Genomic DNA, 24,767 nt, shown 5'->3' on the forward strand with positions numbered 1-24,767 from the left:
TGATTCCCTTGCTCTATTTTTGGTATGAAAGGCACTAGAAAACAAAAAAACCACCACAAAAGTGGTGGTTTGGTTAATGATACACTAGATATTGAACTGCATCAAGTAAATGAGGTTACACGACTGCCCGGAACTGGAAAATTGGCATCCATTCTGGTATTGTTCAAAGCGGTCAACCTGTTTATTGCTGCAATCCCGTTATCGGTAAAATTAATCGGGTCGACCGGACTTTGATGGGCGTTGTCGACAAAACCTGTACGGTGCGTAAAGGTTCGTTCTGACCCCTTGTTCATGACATCGTTGGCGATACTTGGATTATTATGGAAATTTACATCTATGATTTGCCATAACAGTGCATGAATGATTTCATGGGCCAAGGTTTCACCAATCAATCGACCATATACATCGCTTGCAAATTTTTCAAGCGCTGGGTCACCCCCTACTCCTTGAGATTTTAACTGTATCAACAAGGCTTGGGTTTCTACATCGAGCCCGGTTGGGTCAATGGCACCACCTGGTAACGAATCATCAAAGGCGTTCGGGAAGATGGTTATAGTACGGTTAGGCACTATATTGCCAACCGCACCTGCCGCATTTGTAGTCACCCCCATCAACAATTTATTGGCCGCATCTTGATTGCGAATGGTCGCTTTCGTAATCATATTTGCAGGTAAGTGCCCGGGTACCACATCGGCAAAGCCGCCGAGTTGCCAGAGCGTTCTTACGTTGCACCCGACCAAAATGTCATCGCAGGTGTTTTTGGCCATGGTAATAATATCATTCTTTAAAGCCGAAAGCCCCAAATCGGTCAATGCTTGATTGAATGCAGCTGCATCTTCCTCGACGGTTACAAATTGCGGTATGCTCAGCGGTAATTTCATGCTTTGCACAACCACATCGTTAACATCCCTCACTTCAACATCGATATTGCTCAATCCGGGCCGCATACCATGAACGGTGACCGATTCGCCTACTATGGCGTTAGGGCCGTTCTTAATGGTGAAATCACCGTTGTTGCTGGGTGGTACGCTCCAACGTACGGTACCTCCGGCAGGCATATTGCTTACCCTGACTGAAAAAGAAGTTATTCCGGTTTTACTTCCGGCACCCGGAGATGCCGCTGTCGCAGGACTAAAACTTCTCGAGGCCGCATCCAAATCAGGATTTTCAATGATTCTTGGAGTACCTGCTTTGGAGTCTTTAGAGACCGATACCGATTCTGTACCCAAAGGTGTGGTTCTTGAAACGTTGATACTACCGCTTTCAGAATCACCAGCGCTTGAAATTGCCTTTTTGATTTCTGGAGTGCTGGTCAGAGGCTTGGCATTGGTCGAATCTTTTTTGCCCACGACACTATCGGCTGCATCCGTATATGAATCAAGCACTTTTTTGATTTGCTCGTTTGTTTCAGCATCATTCAGATATCCATCCTTGTTCAATTTCTTGATTTGCTCAATCTGCTTGGCACCATCTTCTTTTTGGTTGGCCATGACCGCAAGGCTTGCAAAATCTTTTGAAATACTGGCAAGGTCGGTCACACTTTTAGAAGTGGTCTGCAACGCACCAAGGGCGTTGGCCTGTGTGCCTGCCAATCCGGTAAAGTCTTTGAAGGCATCACCTTTGCCCAAAAGCCCATAAGCAGCTGCCAAACTTGTTGGGTCGGGTGCCGCTGGTGCGGTCTGCATGCTAACGATATTCGTCGGGAAGTCTTTAGGCTGTAAATCACCTGGATCACTGCGTCTACTGGCCGTGGATATGGGCTCAATTGCGGTTGGCGAGGTGCCACAAGGCTCATCAGCAAAACGCCAGTGCCTGGTTTCGTCAATTTCTTCACAGCTGTTGCATTGCCCCATAACAGATTCGGCATATACCCCCTTGGTCGGAACGCTGATACGATATGGGTCGGGTTTGGTGGTGGGCTGATAGTATTCCAGCAAATTTTCCACACTCTTGAACACGGGATCCAACCGTTCACCAGGAATTACCTTTAGCACCAAATTATTGCCCACAATACCCATCACCTTATTTTCGACTACGCTGGCAACACTTCTACCACCGCTGTGGGGTGCAATGTAGCCATCTAAAAGGCCGAAAAGACGACTCGAATCAATGCTAGACCAAATGATCTTATGTGACATTTCAAGATATTCGTTCAAGAAAGCCACAAGAGCTTGGGCCGCATCCCTATCTTCTTTTCTTGGGTTGCGTTGTTCGCGACTGTTCATGGGCGTAAACATCAAAGCGGCATCGGTGGCTATGCCGATTCCTCCGAGATTGATGGTCAACGTGTTGATGATGTCGTTGTTTATCCTATTTTTTTGAATTATATACTCACTCAAATGATTGGTGCGGTACTGCAAATAGGCCGATCGTAAGATGATTTTAGAGGTCGGTTTGACCAGGGTATTTGCCCTAAAACGCAAGTACTTGATTTGCCTTCTGGTGATGTTTGGCACATTGGCCGTATTGATGCTTACACGTAAGGGCACGCCTTTTCTGTAGTTGGATAATAGGGTCACATCAAAATCGAGTGCTACCTCTGTTCCGTCGTCAGCAATGGCATAAAAGAACATGGTATCGATAAATCCACGTACGATGTCCGGCGCGTACTGTTCTTCAAAAATGGCATCTTTTTCAGCTTCGGTCAAAGGCACTTCGCGTTCAAGATGAAACACCATCTTGCCAAAAAACCATGGGAACGGAATGTTTAAATCGTACTCTTCAGTCTTGGTGGCCTCATCAATTTCTTTGATAAATGGGCGCTCCAATTCAAAGGAAATGGTAAAGTGTCCCGTAAATTCTTGGATCATCTCATCGGCATAGCTGCCAATGGGCAGATCAGAGTTCGCATAATTCGATTCTATGCGTTCAATGGCATCAAAGCCCCGTCTCAGTTTTCTTCCATAAATGGCCCTGCGCAAGGTGTTTTTCCAACGGAGTATTTTCTTGAAATCAAAATGACCAAGGGGCATGGGCACAAAGAGACATTCTTGTACATCTACAAGTTCTTGTTCTATGGCATAATGCTTCAATACTTCGAAATACTCAACGGTTACCGCATGGCAGTGGTTGTTGTTTTTAATGACTTCTGTCTGCACGTTTACGGTTTCGTTTTGGCCCACGGTCTGTATGACCGTGCTTCGCTGGCTACGAAGGCTCGACGCAGATTGGGAGGTATTGTCTTGAAGACTGTTCAGCGTATTCGCTGATAAGTTACGGGATGAATTTTGGTTTGCTGTCGATTTTGAGGAAGCGCCTGAATGTGAAATGCCCCCGGCGACACCAAACACAACGCCACTGATAAAACCGCCGACTCCCCCACCGATACCTGCACTGGTCGATTTGGTCTTGTTTGTTGATGATGCGGTGATTGATTCCCCAAAAGACGAGTTCATTATCTCGGTGATATCCCTATCCCTTGATATTTGCGCATCCAGCTCTTCCAAGGCAATTTGTTCCTCTGTTCTGGTGCCCTCTTCTACCCTGTCCCAATCAACAATGGCGATCTGTTTTTCTTGGCAGGGTGCCAGCGGCAGGCTGTACAATAAATCCCCGAGGGAGTATCCCGCTGCCTTCCATTTTTGCTTAAAATGTAGGATGTGACCATGGGCTATCGTCGTATTTTCATAGATGGTCGGGGTCTCATCCCAATCTATACTGTTCTCAACGGTCAAATCTACACGACCCGGGTGGTTTTGTATATAGGCACGTTCAAGTTCCTCAACCCTTCTAATGGCGCGGTAGATTTGTCGCCTTAGAGCGGTAAGGGAGCTCTTTATTTCATCATAATTCTCAAAGAAATAGTCATCGTCAAGTTCAGTGGCAAAACTCAGATTGGAGGTGTAGAAGGTGTAAAACTCATCCAACAAATCCAAGAAAGTAGAAATACTGTGCAAGAATATGGTGTAATAGGCACGTATTTCCAAGATTTCAGCCAAAGTAAATATCGACTTGTTCTTTAAGGTTTCTTTGAGGTCGTTGAACTTTTGTATCAGGCACAATATGCCCATGGTCTCTGGCTTGTTCGCGGGCGGGCAGGGTTCAAAGTCAAGGTTCGAGCCTTCTTCGGCCCTGGCAAGCTCAACAATGATGCGCCGTAAATAGCCCAACATGGTTTCTTTGAGCTGTGCGTTCAAATCAGCGCTGTCGATGCCCTGAATGAGTGCCTCGACTTTTTTACTTGCCGTGGAAAGGGTTTTCTTATCTGCTGAATCGCTTTCAAGAAGCTTATCCAATTCTACAATAGCACTGTTGTACAGCTTTTTTTCTCTCGCAGCAAGATCCATTTGCGATTTTAAACCCTCGACATGGCCCAAAATCGATTTTAGCTCTTCCCTGTCCAAGCTTCCTTTTGCCACTAGTTCTTCACAGTAGCTTTTCGCTTCTTGCACCCCTGTTTTGCCACAATAAGCGGCCGCTAACTTTTGGTGCAACGCCAGTAATTTTTTCTTTTTCTTACGCTGTTCAGCGGCCAGCGTTACAATATCAAAAGGTCGTAACTTGTCATTGACAGCGATTAGATCGTTCGTATTGATCGCAAATTTTGATTTGGTGCCCGTATCAATTTTTAGCAAATAGTTGGGAAAGGTGGCTACTGCCGCTACAGTATTTCCTTCAACAGTTTCCAAGTTTGTGGCTGCCCGTTTTTCTACGGTCTTATCCTCTTCGATGGTGTAGGAAACCATAGAGAGCGAGGTAAACGAATTGTTCAACCTACCTATGATTTTAAAGGCATTATCAGAAATATCGAGCAGCTCGTTCTTGATGTTACGCGATTGTTTTGAATTGATGGTGAGTCCCCTGATTTCAGGTTCTGTGGTACGTACACTGTGGAAAAAACTAAATTCTTCAAGGGTTCTATTGGGAATGGTAAAATCTACACATTTGCCACCAATATCCTGTGAGAATGCATTCGAGTTTACCAAATCATCACTATCGGGAAGCCCAGGTACCTTCTCGCCACAACCACAGCCATCTTCTTCTGACATGCTTGACAGGTCAGCTACCAGTATTACATTCTTGGGCAGTTTACTGTTCTCTAAAGGAACGCTGATCGGGCTTTTTTCGTTGCCCGCAATAACACCAAAGGCCTGTTGTACACTTTGGTTGGTTACCTGGCCATAAAAATAGCCGTTGCCATCTGTGGTTGCCGAAAAGACGGCCTCAAACTTTTCGATGTCAAATTCTGCTGCGGCGTCATCGCTGACCATGATCAATACTTGCAGTCCGGATGTTTTTGATTCACCGGAAATGTCAATGACACGGCCACTCAATTTTTTTGAAGCTTGTTCTGCGGGTGATGATTGATTGAAGGTAATGGTCTTTGGATTTACCTCTATTTCTAAAAGCTGGCTGTCATCTTCTGAGCCAATAGGAATGTCAGCTGTCTTTAGGGCGCCATGGGTATAGCTTTGTTTTCCCAATTGTTCACCATCTGGGGCATACACCTCGATGATGACCAAATCGTTCGCCAACAATTCCTTTTTAGGAACATAAAATCTAAATCCTCCATCAGGGAGAACGTCTGTGCGGTCTTTACTGAATACCGGATGGCCCGATATCATTTGTGTGTAACTTACTTTTAAGAAGTGGCCGGCATACTCATCTGTGATCGTGGAGCCATCAGAGGGGACAAGTTGGCCATTTGCGCTAACTCTTTCCATTTTGTTTGTGGATTAACTGTAGTGTTCTGTATTGGACTATATAAATGGAGGGAACGACCTAAAGGCTAGCAATGAAAGGAGAGTTCATTGTCGGAAGCCTTTTAAAAAATCACTTAAAGCTACCTACTTATATATAAATATGTAGTATAAATTGTATGTTTTGAAGCGAAAATTATGTCAGCTACACGAATTCTCGCATGGTTGGCAAGGTGGCTCAGGCAGTATCGCTCCTACTTCAAAGGGCTACTAGCCCTTTTTCGTACGGCCATGATCAAAGCTTAAGTTACGCCTGTTGGCATATAGATAGCGCGAGTGGGGCTATGGGCTTTTGAAGTGAACTATTCAGGAACATTGATATTCCAATCGTGGTTATCAACCAATTCGTTTAACAGTTCGATTTGCCTATCCAGAACAACCGCTAATTCATGAAAAATGATTCGCCCGCCTGTTTTGGGATTGTTTTCCTGTCCTTTAAAAACAGCATCGAGTAAATCCGCTTCATCCAAGAAGCGTGCGTTCGTCAAGTCAAGAAGTGTTATCACATCCAAACTTTCAGGAGGCGCAATCTGTTTTAGATGTACCGAAGACAGGTTTAGGTATTCCAGCTTTTCTTGTTGGCTAATGTCCAATTCTTCTATGTAATTGGCATAGAGATTTAAATACTCTATTTCGGGATTATTGGCAATGTCCAGTTCCGTCAGGTTGTTATTTACAATGGACAAATTCTTCAGTTGCACATTGGCGCTTACATCTATTTGCTCCAAATTATTCAATTGCAAGGTTACGGTGGTAAGTTTCGGATTTGTGGCCAGGTCAAGAGTTGTAAAATCATGCCCTCGTATCGTCAAAGAAGTCAATTCGGGATGCTGGCTTAAATCTAGGTTCTCAATATCACCCGTAATACCAAGGCCTTTTAAATGTATCAAATTCGATAATCCTTTAATGGCCGTATCGTAGTTGCCCGTAATGTTCAATAGTTCCAATTTCGGATTCTCCGATACATCAATTGAATTCAAGGAACCGAATCGAAGGCTTAGATGTGTGAGGTCGGGATAGTTTTCTATGATGGAGTCCACAGTGGGCATATCACTATCCCCTAAACTTAAATAGGTCAAATTTGGTAGGTTTTCCAACTCAAGTGTTTGAATTCGATCACCGGTTCCGTTTGCGGTATATTGTAGTTCGAGACCGGTCACTTCTTCCCGATTTGTGGTACGTAACGTTATGGTATATTCACCTGATGCAGCGTAGTTGTGTGAGACGGGGTCACCATCGTTGCGATATTCAGTGGGAGCTTCGGCCACTTCTTCCGTTCCATCGCCCCAATCGATATGATATAACGACCCATAGCCTTGAATTACGATCAAATCGATTTTTCTGGTTCGTGACGGACCTATTTCGGATGTGACCTCAAAAGTGGCTACTATCTGATTTTTATAGTGCTCAAAATGAAGCCTGAAAGGATTTTCTATTGTATGGCTCTGCAGGATTTCACGGGTAGCGTACATCTTTATTCTACCAAAGGTGGGGTCTTCAATTTCAAAAATGTAGGTGCCTTCGGATGCCAAATCTATTTCAATCTCTTGCACTTGGTTGTATGGAAGGGAGCCCTGTCTGTCACTACGCCCATTCGGATGAATCACTACCAAATCTCCAACCCCCGTGGCTTCGGTCACGGTGACTATCTCGATAGGAAGCATTTGGGTGGGAGCCGTCTGTTCAGCGACTTCTTCACTTTCACAGGAAAAAAGCAGTAAAAAAATTAGAGAAAAGAATACAATTTTAAAAGGCTCAAGGCTAAAATTCATGGGGTTAGGTTTGGATAATACCTAACGTAAAAAAACAGCAGTTAGTGCCTGAAGGGCTTTGCCATAGATTGAGTATGGTTTACGAAACTCCGTTCGTTTTCACTTTTTTATCGATTTGGCGCACCAGCCCCCGCAAAAGATTTCCAGGACCTATTTCTGTAAATTCCGTGGCTCCATCTTCTATCATGTGCAGAATCGTATGCCGCCACATTACTGGATGTGTCAATTGGTCAATCAGATTTTTCTTTATCAAATCAACATCAGTGCTCGGTCTTCCTGCAACATTTTGATAAATAGGGCATCTGGGTGTTTTAAATTGAGTTTCATCAACCGCAGCTTTGAACTCTTCGACTATCGGCTCCATATAGGGCGAGTGAAACGCACCACTTACAGGTAAATTTACCACGCTGACTGCACCGGGTTTCAATTTTTCACAAGCTTCCTTAATCGCTTTTTTTTCACCTGAGATGACCACCTGGCGCAAGGCATTGTAATTGGCCGGTACGACCACACCATCTACCTGATTACAGATATTCTTGACAATGACGTCATATAATCCAATGACAACGGCCATACCCGTATTTTCGACCTCACATACCTTTTGCATGGCAGATGCACGCTTAGAGATAAGCTTCAGGGCCGATTCAAAATCTAAGGCGTCAATAGCGGCCAAAGCAGACAGCTCACCCAAAGAATGCCCAGCAACCATATCTGGGTTAAATTTAGTGCCCAAGTCTTTCGCCAAAATATAGGAATGCAGAAAAATTGCAGGTTGCGAAAATTTTGTTTGTTTCAAATCTTTAGCAGAGCCCTCAAACATTACGTCAGTAATTGAGAACCCCAAAATATCATTGGCGCCATCAAAATATTCTTGGGCCAATTTCGATGTGCCATACAATTTTTTTCCCATACCGGGAAATTGAGTGCCTTGACCAGGGAATACAAATGCATGCATGCCATAAAGTTTAAATAAAAATAGGTCTTAGTCAAGAATAAGCTGCACGCGGCACCATAATTTCGTTGTAAACCATTTTCTTAAGACGTACACATGCAATTGTTTGTCTTTGTTGGCGTTAATTTAATAGACCTCTATTTTGTGCCATGAAAACGTCACGAAATCTTTTAGTTTGTTCTTTTTTGATTGTTTCAGCTGCCGTATTATTTTTTGGTTGTGGTAGCAGCGATGACGACCCCAATACTCAGCAAACCGATTACGAAGCCGGCCTTCAGTTTTTTGAAATGACTTGGGAAAATCGCATACGTACGTATCAGGTATATTTTCCTGAGGAACGGTTTTCTGAAAACGCTTTACCCTTATTGTTCGTTCTGCATGGCGGTGGCGGTGATGCTACTGGACTCATTGAAGGAACTTTTGGGCGTTTCAATGAACTGGCCGATATACACGGTTTTATCGTGGTCTATCCCGAAGGGTTTGAAAAACAATGGAATGATGGCCGTGGCGCCAATGGCTTGGGAACGACATGGGATGAAAATATCGATGATGTTGGCTTTATTTCAGAAATCGTCAGAAGGCTACAAAGTGATTTTACTATTGATGAAAACTACATCTTCACCTCTGGTATTTCCAATGGGGGGTTCATGTCTTCGCGCCTACTTTGTGATAGGTCAGATATTTTTAAGGGTGGCGCAATCATCACAGCAACACTTCCCGATAACTATTTGAGTAGCTGTAACCCCACGAATCCAACTTCCGTTATTGTGATGAATGGCACCGAAGACCCATTGGTTCCGTATGAGGGGGGACAAATCACCATATTGGGCCAAGAAAGGGGCTTGATAGTTTCTACTGATGCCTACATGCAATTCTGGGCCAATGCCAATGGATGTGAATCCACTCCCATGGTTACTGACCTTCCTGACACCGAAGACGACGGTACTACGGTTCAGGTGTATGAGTATCCTTCATGTAATGGCCAGGCGTCCGTACAACTCTATCGTATTGAAGGCGGTGGGCACACCTGGCCAAGCGGTCAGGAACTGCTATCGGAAGTTTTGGTGGGCCGTACCAGTAAAGAGTTTGTGGCCTGTGATGTTATCTGGGATTTTTTTAATGGGCTTTGATTAGAAACCACACGAACACTAATCTCTTTTTTGAATCTTTTCCAATTTTGACCTAGCACTTGTAGCTGCAGTACTTTTTGGATCCAGTTGTATCACTTTTTGATAGTTTTTTGTTGCTTTATTGATTTCACCCACCTCTAAATAGGCTTGTGCCAGATTGTACCAAGCGTTTAAAGACTCTGGAAAGAGCTCGGCATTCATGCCGAGTACAAAAAGCGCACCTTCATTATTGTTGCCCAACAGCATTTGGCCTACACGGTTAAACTGGGTTTCAAAGTCAAAGAAGTTATAGCCCGAATCATTGACCATTCGCTTTGCCTCTGAGGCAATCAAATCGTATTTTCCTTCTTCAAACAATTGCGCCAGATATTCCATCGGGTCGAGTATAAACGCTTTGGATTTGAAGTTCAATGCAACATCAAGCACAGGGTCTTGATTGGCCACATAGTCTTGATAGGTCATTTCAACAGGATAATGAGGCGTGATATAATCGGCATTTTCCCATTGTGGTTTGTCTTGCCACCACGCAAACGACAAATAGACAGGCAATTTAGAATTGGGCAGGGTAACCCTTTTATTATCCCCATAAAAATTGATGTTTTCGCTTGAGGGTTCACCCACGAAAAGCACGTTGGTGTAATTGTCCAACTCATTGATAAGGTTCTGGCAAGCTGAAAATGTTCGACGCCCCGTAATGACAAAAAACTTGCCCGGCTGGTTAATTTTTTCGTTGCCGATGATGCCCGTGATAATGGGCTTGTTCAAATAGTTGTTTCCCCCGCCATTGAGCCGAACATCCAAAATCAACTTTTCTACTTCATTGGCATCAATAAAATCAAATAGACGGTTATAAAAAGTGGTTACATTTTCATGGTCATCATTGCGTATTCTACTGTGCCGTACGTACACCGTTTTTGCATCTGCCAAATATTCAAAATAATATACCTTGTCAAAATGTCTGAGATAGTAGGGTGTCTGTGTGGTATCACGGCCATTTGTCCAATCTGAGTCAGGCCTTATTTCGCCATACTTTAAAGGAATATCCAAGTTTTTAATCGCATCAACGGTGTAGTCAAAAGTGCCATCCTCTTTCTTGAGTGTGAGCGTGATTTTTGTATTTAGGGATGTGGTAATACCTTGGGCATGCAAGATTTCTGGAATCATCAAATGATCTAACCCGTATGCATCATAAAACATACTGTTCTCTGCGGGAACGGTAGGATACACTGCCTTTAGCACTTGCTCAATGGGTTTGTTTTCAATGGCGACAACCGTGGCGCCAATCAATTCTTTATACTCTTGATGGGCTGCCTTTATGTACAATCCATCTTTAAATCGATACAGGTCCAACGGAAGGCTGTGAAATGGCACTGGGCTATCGCGAAAGCTCATTCTGGTATGGCCGTACTTGAACAATGCGATAATTTTAGAAAACCCCACAACTATCTCATGTGCTTCTAAATCTGGAACTGCCCCATAAAACGCATCTATCTTTTTGTCAAATGCCTCAGCAGTTATTTTCTTGAAGAGGAAAGGGTATTTCTGATGTACCGTTTTTTGTAAAAATCGAATATCGTCTTGCCATTCCTCTACTGATGGTTTTTCTTGGGCCGATAATTGACAAAGCACTAGCAGGATAAGTACAGAAAGTATTTTTTTCATCATCTTAGTTTTAATGGGTCACTCAATAGTAATGATGCTGCAATCTCACCTTTTGAATCTTTCTTTTGAAATTGTGCTTACCGAATTGTTATAAAACACTGCTGAAGTGTGGGTGGTAGTAGGTTTGTCTGTAGATACACATTGGAAGCAGCCCGTGACTATCTTCCGTTGTTTTTTTCTTTCTTTTCGGCTTCGACCAACTTATCCGCTTTCCAGATGCCCTCGGTGATAATGTTGCCATCTTTTCCGTAGAAAATACCTTTTCCGTTACGTTTATCATCCTTCCAGCTACCGACATACTTTTCACCATTGGGCCAATAGTAAGTGCCGAGGCCATTGCGTTGGTCATTTTCGTAGCTGCCAACATAATACTCGCCATCAGACCAATAAAATGAACCTTCGCCATGGCGTTGATTGTCTTTCCACTCTCCTTCGTAGCGACTGCCCGTGTTCAAAAGGGCCACACCATAGCCGTTTGCCTTTTTGCCACTCACCTGCCCTACGTAGTGCATTTGGCTTCCTTTGGAATTGGTAAACTGAAGATACTCTCCAAAGGATTTTCGTTGCAGCTGACTACGCATATTGGCCAGTTGTACCTTGGTCTTTTCCAAGGCAAAGCTTATAGAGTCATATTGCCTTACTTCAAGAGGCATGGACGCAAGCCGCATCTGTATGGAATCCAACGAATCTCGTACTGCCAATGCGGCTTGACTCGGATGTTCACCGGATTTCATTCTCAGTAACTGCTCGGCGATATCGATCCGCAGCTGCACTCCGGCCACATCATCAATATCTTTATTGTCAAATGCTGCGTTATAGGCACGGAGTGCGGAACTGTACTCGCCCTCGACCAACATCGAATCGATACGGAGCAGTTTTTGATGGCTCTCGACTTCTTTCTGTATTTCGGCCTCTTTTTCTACTTCAGCTTTTAACTCCTGTTTCAATTTGTAGGCCTTGAATCCGTAGAACACAGCGAATGCTGTTGCCAGCCCCAACAGCGCATAGGTAATCAGTTGTCTTTTAGTGCCTTTCATGCTCTCAATCGTCTAAATGTATGGCCGGTAATTTGTTTCTGACCTTTCGAAAATCAGGTGAAAAATAACAATGTAATCGAATTGTCCAGTTCTGTTTGAATTCCCCCGGATTTTCAAGGGTCTGCCCATGGGAATACATGAGCCCTCCGGCCAGTGTCAACCTTGGGGTTACAATATAACCCAAAGTGGCCGTAAGCCTGAGATCTTCCATCACACTGCCCACGACTTCCTTGCCACTTTGCATAATCAGTTCGGCCTCTGGGGAAACATACAGGGTTTTTGGCTCAAGCTTATGGCTGTTCAAGGGTACTTTAGCCCTAAACATATAGCGCCAGCGATTTCTGAAAATATAATCGCTGTCTTCGGCAAAACCCTGTGTCCACCGATGTTCAATACGTATGCGGTGGTAAATCATGGCACTGTAAAGCGGTTGGGCAAATTGGTATTGGTGCCATATACGCCATTCGGGTACCACATTTCTGTCGGTTGAATCTTCGTCGGTGTTAAAATTGATCCGCAAAACCCCACCCAGACTGAAATTGATTTTTTTGGAATAGATGTACCCAATGGCATGTCGGTTATAAATTTGGCCAATTTGGCCTATGAACGGGGTATTTTCGGTTTCCTCAAACCTGAAATGGGTCTGGGCATCCCAGAACAGCCGCTTTGAAATTCGAATGTTGCCGTAGGTGTTGAACCATATTCTGTTCTTGGGGTCTTTGAACTTAGATTCTTCTGGCAGCACCACTTCTTCTTGGGCCAATGCTGTTGTGCACATACCAAGCAGGAGAACCACCGCTAATCCAAAGGAATTTTTGTACTGTTTGCCCATGCTCTAGTTTTCGTCAACGGCTTGTAGGTTCAACAATTGCATCACCACATTCGGGTCTTCCTCTCGTTTCAACTTGCGTTCCAGTTTTGAGGTGTCCTCATCCCTCAATTGCAGCATGCGCGTGTAGGCATCATCCAATAGTGTTGCCAGATCTTCGGCATTTTCGCAGCTCAAATCGTTCGCTATGATATTCATGATATGCGGAATCAACACCTTTCGGTAGGCATTTGTGAGGCGCTTTTTAACTTCCTCATCCATGATGTTTGCCATAAAGGGGTTCCATATCGCATCGGTATATTTTTGCTGTATTTCTTCCCATCGAGAGGATTGTTTGGCTACTGCAATGGCAAGCTTTTCCATTGCTTCAAAACAACCGGCCAGTTGGCGGGCCTTATCCAGCTTCCCCTGCGTTTCTTCCATCTTGGAATAAGTTGCTAATTCTGTATCCAACATCTTTTTGATGTTGTGCAGGGCTTGATTTTCGTTCTTCGGAAGTTTTCCATCCACAGAATCGACCATTTGGGTCAAGGCATCAGTTTTGGCAATTAATTGCTCTTCAAGCGCAATCAATTCCAACTGGCGTTTTTGTTTGGCCAGTTTGGTGTTCAGCACCAGTTGAATCGAGTCAAGACTTGCCGAAGCATACGTGGAAATTTTATAGAGGGTCTCTATGTTTTCTTTTGAGAAGTCATAGCCAGAGGCATTTGGCCCAGCAAAGGTCTTTGCACCCGCTGTACTGTCATTGCCCATAATTGCCATCTCGGTCAGTGGAACCCCCTTTGGCCAAAGATGGGTTATCAACGCATTTCGCGATACATAAGCTACAATATCATTTTCTTGATAGCGGACCAAACTGTTCAGGGGCTTAAGAAACCGTCTTGAAATTTCTTCGACCGCATTGTAAAGAAAACTGGCCTGTTCATCTGATAGTTTAAGAATGTTCAATTGGGTGTCTTCAAGTAAGGCGGAGCTTATGGCACTTGATTTTTCTGTCTGCACTTTAATAGAATCCAGTTGTGCGATTTCGAGAGAATCCAGCGGAAAATATGGTACTTTTACCTTGAACTTTGGCAGAAATTCCGATTCGCCAAGTTCAGATAAGATATCGTCTATTTTTTGATAATACTTCGCATTTTCAGCGAGCAATTGGTTCATTCCCCCTGCAAAAACATCGAATGCTGCACCTTTCTCAGCGTGTATTTTCAAAATTTGGATGTAGTGCTCATCCAAATTGATGGTTTGGCCGTTTTGAATCGCCCCAACATACACATCAATCAGCTCTTTTTGCCCGTCTCGTTGAACTTCAATTCGTTGCAATCGTCCATTCTCAAAATGCCATCGTTCAAGTGCTTCGATGGCCGTATCTGAAAACAGTGTCCATTCGTCGTGTGCCAGGCCATTTCTGAGAAAACGCCCCACCAAAGTACTGTCACCTTTTTCAATGCGGAAGCTTTTTTGGGGCACACCGTTGTCAAATTCGATGGTACTCTGAAATTGGGTCTCGGCCACTTCAGAGTCTTCGATTTGGTTGATGGTGTAAATCCACTCCCCGTCAGGCTTGCCTTTTTCGATATTTCCTTGAGCCAGTTCTTGAGACCCACTGATATTGACCTTGTACTGATAGCCAACAACCTCGGTCTGCCTGTCTGAACGAAACTCACCAAATTCGAATCGCCACCTGCCCTCCGGATAGTTGTCTTGAAAACCGCCGGAAAAAAGAAACGTCACATCTTCTTCCTCTAAAAGCGCACCGAGGTTGGATCGTTGCATTTCAAAGGGGCCGTGCAACAGTGTATCGCCATCGACAATTTTGTAGTGGTAATTGGCATTGCCAACATAATTGCCAACTTTTAATTCGCCCTCATAGGTTAAATTGTTTTGGCTTAGCAGAAGCGTTGAAGTCAAAAACGCCCAAGACAGAAGAATGATTTTGATATAATGTGTTCTCAGTGCTGGCTTCATTTGGCCAAATAAACTAAAATTATTCTAGAACGGCTGGCTGTAAAAGAAATTTTGATGCCTAGTATGCCTTGAAAACACATACATACGTTCTAAGTGCCGCTTTGGATTCTCAAAACCCACTATTTCTTCAGGATTACTGAATAATGAAGCTGGTATTAGGCCTATCTGGGCATTTGATGTTTCTCACCTTTAATTTGAAGCCATGGCAGTCTCTTCATAGGTGATGCGGTAGATGGCGTCCCCAAAATCGTCAGAAATCAGCAGCGAACCATCTTCTAAAAACAAAAGGTCAACGGGCCGCCCCCAACGGGTTTGGTTTTCTTCATTGAGCCATCCGTCAATAAAGGGTTCGTAGCTCAGGGCCTTACCATCATCGTCAAGTTTTACCATAGTGATGCGGTACCCCGATTTTTTAGTGCGATTCCATGAACCGTGTTCTGCGATAAAGGCATGATTTTTATATTCTTCAGGATACATCGTGCCCGAAATAAATTTGACGGCCAATGGTGCAACATGGGCATTCAGGTTTTGTACTGGCGCGATGAACTCTGCGCAGGGTCTTTGGTCTCCAAATTCTGGGTCGGCAATGGTGTCACCATGGCAAAAGGGATATCCAAAATGTTGGCCGATTTCGGTCACCTTGTTCAATTCACAGGGCGGTATGTCATCGCCCATCATGTCACGGCCATTATCGGTAAAATAGAGCACATCGGTATCGGGATGCCACGTAAATCCGACAGTGTTTCGAACGCCATGGGCCACAATCTCCCTGTTGCTTCCGTCAGCATCCATGCGGGTGATGGTGGCATAGCGTTTGTCTGCCGATGTACTGTCACAAATGTTGCAGGGTGCCCCAACGGGAACATACAGTTTATCGTCTGGGCCAAAGGCGATATATTTCCATCCATGATGGAACTCATCGGGATAGTCGTCATAGACAACAACCGGTTCTGGAGGATTTTCAAGATTTGATTCAATATTGTCATATCTTAACAAGCGGTTTACTTCGGCAACATAAAGCGCCCCATCTTTGAAGGCAACCCCATTCGGAACTTCTAAAGTAGTGTCTAAAACAATCGTTCGGTCGGCACGATAGTCTCCATCTTCGTCCACTAGGGCGTAAAGTTTGTTCTCTGTGCGTGTACCGACGAACAGCGTACCATTGTCGCCCATCGCCATAGAACGGGCGCCATCCAGATTTTCTGCAAACGTATGTACTGAAAACCCTGAAGGGAGATTTAGGCTATCTAAAGGAAGGCCGGAAGTATATGATAATTCTTTTTCGGTTTCTTGGGAAGCATCCTCTTTCTTTTTTTGATTACAGGATGCTACCAATACCACTACCGATAGAACAAACAGGTATTTAGGGAAAGTTATTTTTTTTAACATGGATATACATTTACTCCCCTAAAATACAACATTGTTGTTCTATCGGGTCAGTACAATAGTCAAAATGAATTCTTCTTATTTGCCCTGCTCATCAGAACTCAATGCCTTCACATGGCCTTGATAGCTTATAGTAAATCGTTGATTGCTGTTGACATTCACAAAGGTGTTCAGATTTGGAAATACCCGCATTGACACCTGATAGTCTTCGGTTTTTTCACTGATATTGAATTTGATTTGGTAACCACCTGATTTTTTGTCCTTTTGAATTTCAAGGTTTTTGGCCTTCCCCTCAAATTGGATTCCTGTCTTGTTTTGGTTGTAACCCCCGCCCATCTGTCGTTCACCGTAGTAGGGCAAATGGGCCATAACGCTATCATTTTTGATCTTTAAATAGTTGACATTGCCAATCAGATTGATTCTTCCGGCAGTGCTTCCGGGCGGCAATAGGCCAGCATTGCTGATTTGATTGATGCTGTTGGTGGTCATGGGCATGGCCCAATCCGCTTCAAACTCAATAGGTTCTTGCTGAACCATTCGATCAAATTTTTGCTGCTCTTCTGCTGAAAGCTTTGATTTTGTACCGGTACATCCTAAAGCAAATGCAACCAACACCGACAATCCAAATTTTATAGCTGTCTTCATTGTGTTCTTCTTTTCCATATAATTTATGCAACCATGGCCCAATACACAATTATTTTAACTTTTCTTAAAATTTGAAATGTATTTCATTCGCGAACAGCCCATAAAAAAAGCCCCAAAAAAAGGGGCCATTCTTAATGTAGGTTATTGGGGAATGTTATAAATCGATTTCTTCGGAAGCTCCATTCGGATAGGTAAGTGTCGCTTTGTCATCACAAGTACCGTCGCCGAAATCAACATCGACCTCCAATCCGTTTTTGTTCACTGTCATGCTGCCAGATGACCAGTATGCACAGGTGAACTGCTTAGAGATGTCACCGGATACCGAATAGGTATTGCCATCTTTCTGTATCGTCCAACTTCCTGAAAGGTTCCAAAGAGTGTCTTGCCCTTCTTCAAAAACTATGGCAAAGGTTTTTGTACCATTTTCAGAAATGGTGCTTCCATCTGCAAATTCAACAGAAATCGTGCTGTTTACCGTAAAGGCAACACTTTCTTCATTGCTGCTTGTGATGACAAACGTTCTGGTACCGTTTATTTTGATATCACCCACAAAAAAGTCAGTGTAGGTTGCCGTGAACTCGGCGGTGTTTTCGTTTGCACCATAGGTGACGACCAAAGTTCCGTTGATATTGTCAGTACCGTTCAGAACACAATTGTTGAAAGTGGCCGTAAAACCGGTGTCGGTATACTCGGCGGAATAACAATCATTTTTGGCAGTCTTCGCAGTACTGCCGTTATCATTGAACAGTTCGGCCAATGCCGTATCAACAGATGAGGCAATGTCTTCAGTTTCCAATAATGTATTTACCTCGGCCTGCGAAAGCTCAGTTTCGATCATTCCGTTATCCTCGGCGTCATCAGAACAAGAAACGATAAAAAGTGCCGCTCCAAACAAAAATGCATATTTGAATACGTTGTTCATTATCTTTTTCATGGGTATTTAAAGATTTTAAGGTTATGCAATGGCAACGCTTAATTGGAAGATTTAGTGCCGTCAAAACCGATAAATCGTTGAAATGCCCTTTATTTTATGAATCTGGAGGGAAGGGGCAATTTTTTTCTGGAATTGATAAAATAGACCCCGGTCAATAAATGGATTGCAACGTGATTCGTTCATCCAAAAAATACCAGCCCAGAAACATGGCGACAATAGGATTGGCATAGGTATTGGTGGATACCTTTTCTGGAGATATAAATTTTAGCAAGCAATTTGAATGAAGTAAACGCTATAAACAATAAAGAATACCTTAGCTTGCCGTACCTCAATGCTGTGATTTATAGGCGGTGGCCAGTTTTCATACAGGTGAAGGTATGTAATCTCTTTAAGCCTTATTTCAACTTGCCCTTGAAGAAAGCTTTGTGGTTCTCCACGCTTTGATTGTACACCTCTCGAATTAAAGTTTCGATATCTAGACGTTTTGCGTTATGCGACATCAGGCCTTGCACCATTAGGTCACCCAAAGCTCTCTGATTCAGGCGTATCAATTCTTTATAGGGCCTGGGAGGATCGATGGGAATAATTTTGCCGCCAACCACGATGACCCCTCCACCTCCGGTGCCCACGCCAAAGAGAATCTCAGCCACCAAGGTTGGTAAATCCATTTCAATTTTGTCTCTAATATCTGTTTTTACTGGTGTCAGCACAAAACCGTGTCGTTCTCCATTGAAGACTCCCGTTCCGCAAATCTGCCCCTCATCATTAATGTCATAAGCTCGCCAAAGTTCCGTCCATCCCGCAATATTGGTAATCTTTGACCGGAGTATTTCCATATTCTTACCAGGCTCACGAATGAATGCCTCAATTCCACTCTGATAAGTTACCTTACCGACAATCACGTTGTTATTGTTAATTCCCCAGGCTTTACTATAAATCGCTGTTGGGTCATTAATATCATGTATTCCGTTTGAGTCATGAACAAAAGCGTGCCAGTCTCCGTCAGCAGTCATCGAAGCGCCCACGATGAGGCCAATATCATTGATATCGGTAGGATCTGTTGCATTTCCTCCCAAAGTAGGGAGAAAATTAGGGCTGCCATCGTATACAAATCCTTGTGGTAGGTCATAGGCACGTCCTACCATGTGGCCATTGGCATTTACCGCGTGTCCGAATGCAATGTAAGCATTGGGAAAGGGATTTATGACTTGCTGCGTGTTACTGTTATATAAGTAAGCTTCTGCACTGCTCCCACCACGAGTCCCCACAATAAGTCCAGAATCATTTATTCCCATGGCAATGCTCCAGGTTGAGCCCAATTCTTCATTTAAATCAATAAGTACCTCTTCTTGCCATAAAAAAGCATGGGTGGTATTGCCAGCCTTAAACTCACCCACAATCTGTTCCTTACCGATGTTATTAATATCGTAGGCTTCACTCGTGCTGGTTCCTTGATTCAGGGTAAGGTCTTTCAAATTATTGTTCTTTAAACGGGCCGCATGAACGTAAGTGCCCCCAGAAGCGTCTCCGACAACTGTACCCTCTTCGTTAATCGCATTGGCGTTCGATCCAAATCCTCCGAAATTAGGAACTGCTGTAATGGTGTATTTCATGACGACGATTTAGTTTTCAAATAACTAAAGCTACTCGTAAATAAGAAAAATCTTATATCAATGTGTGTAAATGACTGTGTATCAAGTATGAAAAGTATTGTTCCTTGTGTGAAAGGAATTCAGGAAAGCATCAGCGATTAAAGCGAGTTGGTCTAAAGCTTTTCTTGTTACTGTTAATAAAATAGACCCCGGTCAATAAAATAATGGCTGCAACTATGGATTGCAACGTGATTTTTTCATCCAAAAAATACCAACCCAAAAACATGGCGACAATAGGATTGACGTAGGTATTGGTGGATACCTTTTCTGGAGATACAAACTTTAAAAGATAATTGAAGGAGGTAAATGCCACAATGCTTCCAAGAATGACCAACAATACCATAACCCATTGTACCTGCGTGCTCCAACCCAGCGGTGAAGACCACGATTCGCCAAAAGCTAGGCTCATGATCCCCAGTAAAATTCCACCTGTTAACATTTGATATCCCGTATTGACAAAATAGTTTTTCGGAAAGTCTGCCTTGCCGACAAAAAGACTGCCGTAGGCCCACGCCAGCATGGCCGCGAAAATCATAAGGACTCCCACAAAGGAATGTTCTGATTGTAGCAATTCTTTCTGGCTGACCAAAAGGTAGATGCCCAACATGCCCAAAATGATGCCGATGATAGACATGGGCTTGATTTTCTTTCCCTGCAAAAAGAACATCATCAACAATATGACCAAGGGCTGGGCAGATATCTCCAAGGCGGCAAAATTACTGTCCACAAATTTCAATGCCCACACCACTACCCCATTGCCAAAGCTCAAAAAAAGAAAGCCTACAAAAACAGTATTCAAAAATTGCCTCTTTGTAATTGCCAACGACCGGCCCATGAGTTTTGCAATCAAGAATATCAAAAGACCGGCAGTGGTAAAACGGACACCCGCCAAGAAAAAAGGCGGCAGGTCGGTCACGGCAATTTTGTTCAACAGATAGGTGGAGCCCCAAATGACATAAATTGAGAAAAATGCCAAAAGGATCAAAAGTGTGTTCTTTTGTGCTTTCATTCAGCTTCAATGAAGTGGCAATATCATTCTTTTCGACAAGACTTGGGTCTGAAAAGAAGAAATAATTTCATTGTCGTGTAAAGGGAACAAATCTTACTGACATCATGTTTTTTGTTTTGATTTTTCCTCGGTTTTTTGTTAAGAGTATTAAATCTCGAATCCCATGATGGGGACCCACGGGAATAATCATGCGGCCACCATCTTTCAATTGCTCAATCAAAGGTTTGGGTATCTCTTCGGCGCCAGCAGTAACCACTATGGCATCAAAAGGCGCATGTTCTTCCCAGCCATGGTATCCATCACCTATCTTGGTCACTACATTACCATACTCCATATCATCCAATAATTTTTTGGCCCTTTTTCCCAATTCAGGAATGATCTCAATGGTATAGACCGAATCGACGATTTCTGCGAGCACAGCAGCTTGATACCCTGAGCCCGTACCGATTTCAAGAACTTTTTTTGTGCTTTTTGGTTTTATGGCCTGAGTCATATAGGCGACCATATACGGTTGCGAAATAGTCTGCTTTTCGCCGATGGGCAAAGGGCTATCGCTGTAGGCATAGACTTGTTGTTCTTTGGGCACAAAAAGATGTCTGGGCACCTTAGATATGGCCCGAAGGGTAGCCCTGTCATAAATATCGCGCTCCATCAATTGGTTTTCGACCATGGCAAGCCTAAGGGCATGATAGTCAATTTGTGCTTGACCATTTAACCATGTCGTTAGTGAGAACAATACGCCCAAACCCCAACGCATTCGGAGCTGTTTTAAACAGATTTTTGTCGACTATTTAATCTTTTGGCAGTCCTTGGCCTTCAATCCAAGGAGCGTCAGCTTCTTTGAGAGCGGTTTCCAATCCCGGTAAGGTGGTCTCGACCATGGTACGCAAATCAGACTTGACATCGTTCAATTGCTTTTCGGCACGTCCAAATGCCTTTTTATGGTTCTCTGTCGGGCCATACGTATTGGTCAAGGCCACGAAGCCAATAAAAGACCCGTTACCTGGAGTTGGTGGATTGCGCTCCCCTATTTCATTCTTAGCGGCATTGCCACGCATAGTGGTTTTCATTTCCAAAAGCTTGCTTTTGGCTTCATGTATGTTTTCATAGAGTTGGGCCGATGGCTTTTTTGCCTGGCCGTAAGCCCGTTTCATGGCATCGACTAATTTCAGGCTCTTGTCAAGCGTGGTGTTGACGGCCATCAGGTTTTGCTGAAACTCCTGAAAATCATTTCTAAAGGCATCAATTTCTGAAGTTGGCTTGGCAGGCAGGGCACCATCACGCAATTTCTCTACTTGAAAATCCATCGGGCCTGCCAATTGGGTGAGGGTTCCATCAACATTTTGGTGTAGACTTACGGAATAGGTACCAGGCGTGGCCATATTGGATGAACCAAAAAAACCGTCTTCGTCACTCGGCTCTGGCTTTTTTAGCGGAACGCCGCTTCTTTCGGCATGGGTCAAATCCCATGCTACACGGTTCATCCCTTTTTCATTGGTGCCTTTCACTGTATTTACCAGATTGCCTTGGGCATCTTTTACCATCAATACAACACTTGGGCCTTCTTGCTGTTTTTCGTTTTCAAAGGCTTCCCATCCGGGGAAGGGAATATTGGCTTCCTGTTTTGTGAGTTCTTTCTCTTTTTTGGTACGCTTGTCTTTGAGCGATTCTAACTTTTCGGGGAGGTAATAGGTAAATACCGCCCCAAAAGGTGGATTTTTGGCGGCATAGGTGTTGTCGCCTTGGCCATAAACACCGTCTTTTGGTACATACCAATACGCCGGTCTAGTGTTAAATAGCTGTACTTCCCCTTTTTTGGTTTCGTCAAATTCCCGTATGGGGGTCAGGTCATCCAAAACATAAAACCCACGCCCAAAAGAGGCGCCCACAATATCATTTTCCCTTCGTTGAATGGTAATGTCCCTAAAAGATATTGTTGGTAGACCGCCTTTTAACTGCTTCCAATTCGTGCCGCCATCCTTGGTAAAATAAATTCCGTATTCGGTAGCTGCGAAAAGCAGGTTTTTCTGTTCGTGGTCCTGTACAATACGCCATGTCAGCAATTGATTGGGCAAGTTTCCATTGATGAATGACCAAGTGCGGCCCTTATCAGTGCTCTTCAACAAATAAGGCTTGTAATCACCTTCTTTGTGATTGTCCAAAACCAAATACACCGTATTGGCATCGAATAGGTCTGCCCTGACATCGTTTACAAAAGCCCTATTGGGCACTCCTTTGATAGTGCCAAGCATGACTTTGCGCCATGTGGCACCACCATCTTCAGTAACCTGTAAGATACCGTCGTCGGTGCCCGCATAGATCAATCCCTCTTGTTTCGGTGATTCTGCCAAGGAAGTTATGGTGTTGTAAACACTCATGGCCCCGACGTCCCATGGATTGTCCCAGCTTTGTTGCTTTCCCATGATGGGAAGTGTCAATCGCTCTTCGTTTCTGGTGAGGTCTTCGGAAATGACCGTCCACGAATCACCCCTATCCTCAGATTTCCATACCCGGTAGGATGCAAAATAGAGCCGAGTGGGCTTGTGTGGGCTCACCAAAATCGGGGCATCCCAATTGAAGCGTTCGTGGGGATCACCCTCGGCGGGTTGTGGTTGAATGAACACTGTTTCGCCCGTGGTCTGGTCAATCCTCCAGAGCCATCCCTGTTGAAATTCGCCATAAGTGATATCAGGATTACCGGGTTCCACGGCAGATTGGTGCCCGTCTGCCCCCAGGGTAATCCACCAATCATGATTGAGGATTCCGGCCGAACTAGTAGTTCGGGAGGGCCCGCCATGGGAGCCATTGTCTTGTGTGCCACCATAAATGTTATAGAATGGAGCCGAGTCATCAACGGCCACTTTGTAATATTGGGTTATGGGAAGATTCGCAAAATAGCGCCATGTCTTGGTCAAATCGTAGGATTCATACAATCCGCCATCCGTACCGAAAAGCACATAGTTTGGGTCATCTTTCTTGAAAGCCATGGCATGGCTGTCAACGTGCTTGTTCTTTTCATTCATGAACTCAAAACTCTTTCCGTGGTCATCGGAAACTTGAACAGTGTTGCTCATCAAATACAAACGGCCCTCTTGATGTGGAGAGGCATACAGTTCTTGATAGTAATGTGGACCGGTACCGCCTGAAACGGCATCGGACTGTTTTGACCAAGATGCCCCGCCATTTTTCGAGATGAACACGCCGCCCTTTTTACGGTCCAATTCAATGGCCGCGTAAATGGTTTCGCTGTTGAACGGTGATAGGGCCAATCCTATCTTTCCCAAGTTGGATTTTGGAATGCCCTGTGTCAATTTTGTCCATGTTTTTCCACCATCGGTACTTTTATGTAGGCCAGAACCTGGGCCGCCACCCATGTATGCGGCAACAGTACGGTGCCTATCCCATGTGGCGGCATAGAGAATATCTGGATTGTCAGGACTTATGACCAAATCTGTTACACCCGTCCATTTTTCATCACCCAATGTTTTCTGCCATGTTTTACCGCCATTCTCAGAACGGTAAAAACCACGTTCACCCCCACTACTCCATAACGGCCCCTGTACGGCAACGAATATTTTGTTGGAATCTTCTGGATGGACAATGATTTTAGAGATGTGCTCAGATTTGTCAAGCCCCATGTTCTTCCAACTTTTTCCTTCATCATGACTGGCATAAATACCATCGCCAAAACCAACATGGCGACCACCTACGTTCTCTCCAGTCCCGACCCAAACTGTAGCCGGATTGTTAGGGTCAATGGTAACACAGCCAATGGAATAACTTTTTTCACCGTCAAATATGGGTTTGAAAGTAGTGCCAGAATTTTCGGTTTTCCATACGCCCCCTGAACCTACCGCCACATACCAAACATTTTCATTCTCGGGATGGATGGCGATATCTGCAATTCTACCTGAAGTCAAGGCTGGCCCCAAGTTTCTGAACTTTAGACCCGAAAAAATTTCCTTTTCCTTGTCTTGACTTGTCAAAGAGAAAGAAATCAATAACGATAGAAATAGGGTCAAATAGGCGAAGCGTTTTTTCATTGTAGATAGTTTTGGTTTAAGAAGTATTGAAGATAACCAAAAACTATATTTT

16 protein-coding genes are annotated in these 24,767 nt (G+C 44.0%); 1 reads left to right on the forward strand and 15 read right to left on the reverse strand.

All coding sequences use genetic code 11. The features are described from left to right. Positions 1–101 precede the first annotated feature (101 nt). The 3 genes from AAAH86_RS04375 to fabD all read right to left on the reverse strand — a co-directional run bounded on the left by AAAH86_RS04375 (position 102) and on the right by fabD (position 8,426). The gene (locus tag AAAH86_RS04375; protein ID WP_343486281.1) at positions 102–5,663 is read right to left on the reverse strand and encodes a hypothetical protein; all 5,562 of its coding nucleotides are present in this window, start codon (positions 5,661–5,663) and stop codon (positions 102–104) included. A 338-nt stretch (positions 5,664–6,001) separates the two neighbouring features. Beyond that, positions 6,002–7,471: a hypothetical protein gene (locus AAAH86_RS04380; RefSeq protein ID WP_343486282.1), complete on the reverse strand. Its 1,470-nt coding sequence runs from the start codon at positions 7,469–7,471 to the stop codon at positions 6,002–6,004. 79 nt (positions 7,472–7,550) lie between these two features. After that, a complete protein-coding gene (fabD, locus tag AAAH86_RS04385) occupies positions 7,551–8,426 on the reverse strand; it encodes an ACP S-malonyltransferase (protein ID WP_343486283.1) in 876 nt (291 codons plus the stop codon). 146 nt (positions 8,427–8,572) lie between these two features. Between fabD and AAAH86_RS04390 the strand changes: the two genes are divergently transcribed. Further along, the gene (locus tag AAAH86_RS04390) at positions 8,573–9,553 is read left to right on the forward strand and encodes a PHB depolymerase family esterase (RefSeq protein ID WP_343486284.1); all 981 of its coding nucleotides are present in this window, start codon (positions 8,573–8,575) and stop codon (positions 9,551–9,553) included. 18 nt (positions 9,554–9,571) lie between these two features. Here AAAH86_RS04390 and AAAH86_RS04395 read toward each other — a convergent pair whose 3' ends face one another. The 12 genes from AAAH86_RS04395 to AAAH86_RS04450 form a co-directional block, all read right to left on the reverse strand. Beyond that, the gene (locus AAAH86_RS04395) at positions 9,572–11,215 is read right to left on the reverse strand and encodes a tetratricopeptide repeat protein (RefSeq protein ID WP_343486285.1); all 1,644 of its coding nucleotides are present in this window, start codon (positions 11,213–11,215) and stop codon (positions 9,572–9,574) included. Between the two features lie 158 nt (positions 11,216–11,373). Then, positions 11,374–12,252, reverse strand: coding sequence for a hypothetical protein (locus AAAH86_RS04400; protein WP_343486286.1), 879 nt, complete (start codon positions 12,250–12,252; stop codon positions 11,374–11,376). Positions 12,253–12,256: 4 nt separating this feature from the next. Beyond that, positions 12,257–13,084, reverse strand: a complete 828-nt coding sequence (locus AAAH86_RS04405) for a DUF2490 domain-containing protein (RefSeq protein ID WP_343486287.1) — start codon at positions 13,082–13,084, stop codon at positions 12,257–12,259. 3 nt (positions 13,085–13,087) lie between these two features. After that, complete coding sequence (locus tag AAAH86_RS04410) at positions 13,088–15,046, reverse strand: hypothetical protein (RefSeq protein ID WP_343486288.1); 1,959 nt, start codon at positions 15,044–15,046, stop codon at positions 13,088–13,090. 189 nt (positions 15,047–15,235) lie between these two features. Beyond that, a complete protein-coding gene (locus AAAH86_RS04415) occupies positions 15,236–16,435 on the reverse strand; it encodes a PQQ-dependent sugar dehydrogenase (protein WP_343486289.1) in 1,200 nt (399 codons plus the stop codon). Positions 16,436–16,510: 75 nt separating this feature from the next. Beyond that, positions 16,511–17,077 carry a DUF4251 domain-containing protein gene (locus AAAH86_RS04420; RefSeq protein ID WP_343486290.1) on the reverse strand — a complete coding sequence of 189 codons (567 nt, stop codon included), beginning with the start codon at positions 17,075–17,077 and terminating at the stop codon, positions 16,511–16,513. Between the two features lie 154 nt (positions 17,078–17,231). Further along, positions 17,232–18,011: a hypothetical protein gene (locus AAAH86_RS04425; RefSeq protein WP_343486291.1), complete on the reverse strand. Its 780-nt coding sequence runs from the start codon at positions 18,009–18,011 to the stop codon at positions 17,232–17,234. Between the two features lie 151 nt (positions 18,012–18,162). Beyond that, a complete protein-coding gene (locus AAAH86_RS04430) occupies positions 18,163–18,282 on the reverse strand; it encodes an EamA family transporter (RefSeq protein ID WP_343486292.1) in 120 nt (39 codons plus the stop codon). A 124-nt stretch (positions 18,283–18,406) separates the two neighbouring features. Then, entirely contained in the window at positions 18,407–19,624 is a 1,218-nt protein-coding gene (locus tag AAAH86_RS04435) for a hypothetical protein (protein WP_343486293.1), read from the reverse strand. Between the two features lie 130 nt (positions 19,625–19,754). Continuing rightward, on the reverse strand, positions 19,755–20,672 hold the full coding sequence (locus tag AAAH86_RS04440) for an EamA family transporter (RefSeq protein WP_343486294.1): 918 nt from the start codon (positions 20,670–20,672) through the stop codon (positions 19,755–19,757). Between the two features lie 67 nt (positions 20,673–20,739). Next, positions 20,740–21,429 (reverse strand): protein-L-isoaspartate(D-aspartate) O-methyltransferase, encoded by a 690-nt coding sequence (locus tag AAAH86_RS04445; RefSeq protein ID WP_343486295.1) that lies wholly within the window; start codon positions 21,427–21,429, stop codon positions 20,740–20,742. A 34-nt stretch (positions 21,430–21,463) separates the two neighbouring features. Then, complete coding sequence (locus AAAH86_RS04450) at positions 21,464–24,715, reverse strand: glycosyl hydrolase (RefSeq protein WP_343486296.1); 3,252 nt, start codon at positions 24,713–24,715, stop codon at positions 21,464–21,466. Positions 24,716–24,767 lie beyond the last annotated feature (52 nt).

Source organism: Allomuricauda sp. d1 (assembly GCF_039592695.1).
In the GTDB taxonomy this organism is placed as follows: Bacteria; Bacteroidota; Bacteroidia; order Flavobacteriales; family Flavobacteriaceae; genus Flagellimonas_A.

Excerpts from the sequence above, each read along its gene's own strand:
- AAAH86_RS04375 (WP_343486281.1), bottom strand. The coding sequence starts at position 5,663 with ATGGAAAGAGTTAGCGCAAATGGCCAACTTGTCCCCTCTGATGGCTCC.
- AAAH86_RS04380 (WP_343486282.1), bottom strand. The coding sequence starts at position 7,471 with ATGAATTTTAGCCTTGAGCCTTTTAAAATTGTATTCTTTTCTCTAATT.
- fabD (WP_343486283.1), bottom strand. The coding sequence starts at position 8,426 with ATGCATGCATTTGTATTCCCTGGTCAAGGCACTCAATTTCCCGGTATG.
- AAAH86_RS04390 (WP_343486284.1), top strand. The coding sequence starts at position 8,573 with ATGAAAACGTCACGAAATCTTTTAGTTTGTTCTTTTTTGATTGTTTCA.
- AAAH86_RS04395 (WP_343486285.1), bottom strand. The coding sequence starts at position 11,215 with ATGAAAAAAATACTTTCTGTACTTATCCTGCTAGTGCTTTGTCAATTA.
- AAAH86_RS04400 (WP_343486286.1), bottom strand. The coding sequence starts at position 12,252 with ATGAAAGGCACTAAAAGACAACTGATTACCTATGCGCTGTTGGGGCTG.
- AAAH86_RS04405 (WP_343486287.1), bottom strand. The coding sequence starts at position 13,084 with ATGGGCAAACAGTACAAAAATTCCTTTGGATTAGCGGTGGTTCTCCTG.
- AAAH86_RS04410 (WP_343486288.1), bottom strand. The coding sequence starts at position 15,046 with ATGAAGCCAGCACTGAGAACACATTATATCAAAATCATTCTTCTGTCT.
- AAAH86_RS04415 (WP_343486289.1), bottom strand. The coding sequence starts at position 16,435 with ATGTTAAAAAAAATAACTTTCCCTAAATACCTGTTTGTTCTATCGGTA.
- AAAH86_RS04420 (WP_343486290.1), bottom strand. The coding sequence starts at position 17,077 with ATGAAGACAGCTATAAAATTTGGATTGTCGGTGTTGGTTGCATTTGCT.
- AAAH86_RS04425 (WP_343486291.1), bottom strand. The coding sequence starts at position 18,011 with ATGAAAAAGATAATGAACAACGTATTCAAATATGCATTTTTGTTTGGA.
- AAAH86_RS04435 (WP_343486293.1), bottom strand. The coding sequence starts at position 19,624 with ATGAAATACACCATTACAGCAGTTCCTAATTTCGGAGGATTTGGATCG.
- AAAH86_RS04440 (WP_343486294.1), bottom strand. The coding sequence starts at position 20,672 with ATGAAAGCACAAAAGAACACACTTTTGATCCTTTTGGCATTTTTCTCA.
- AAAH86_RS04445 (WP_343486295.1), bottom strand. The coding sequence starts at position 21,429 with ATGCGTTGGGGTTTGGGCGTATTGTTCTCACTAACGACATGGTTAAAT.
- AAAH86_RS04450 (WP_343486296.1), bottom strand. The coding sequence starts at position 24,715 with ATGAAAAAACGCTTCGCCTATTTGACCCTATTTCTATCGTTATTGATT.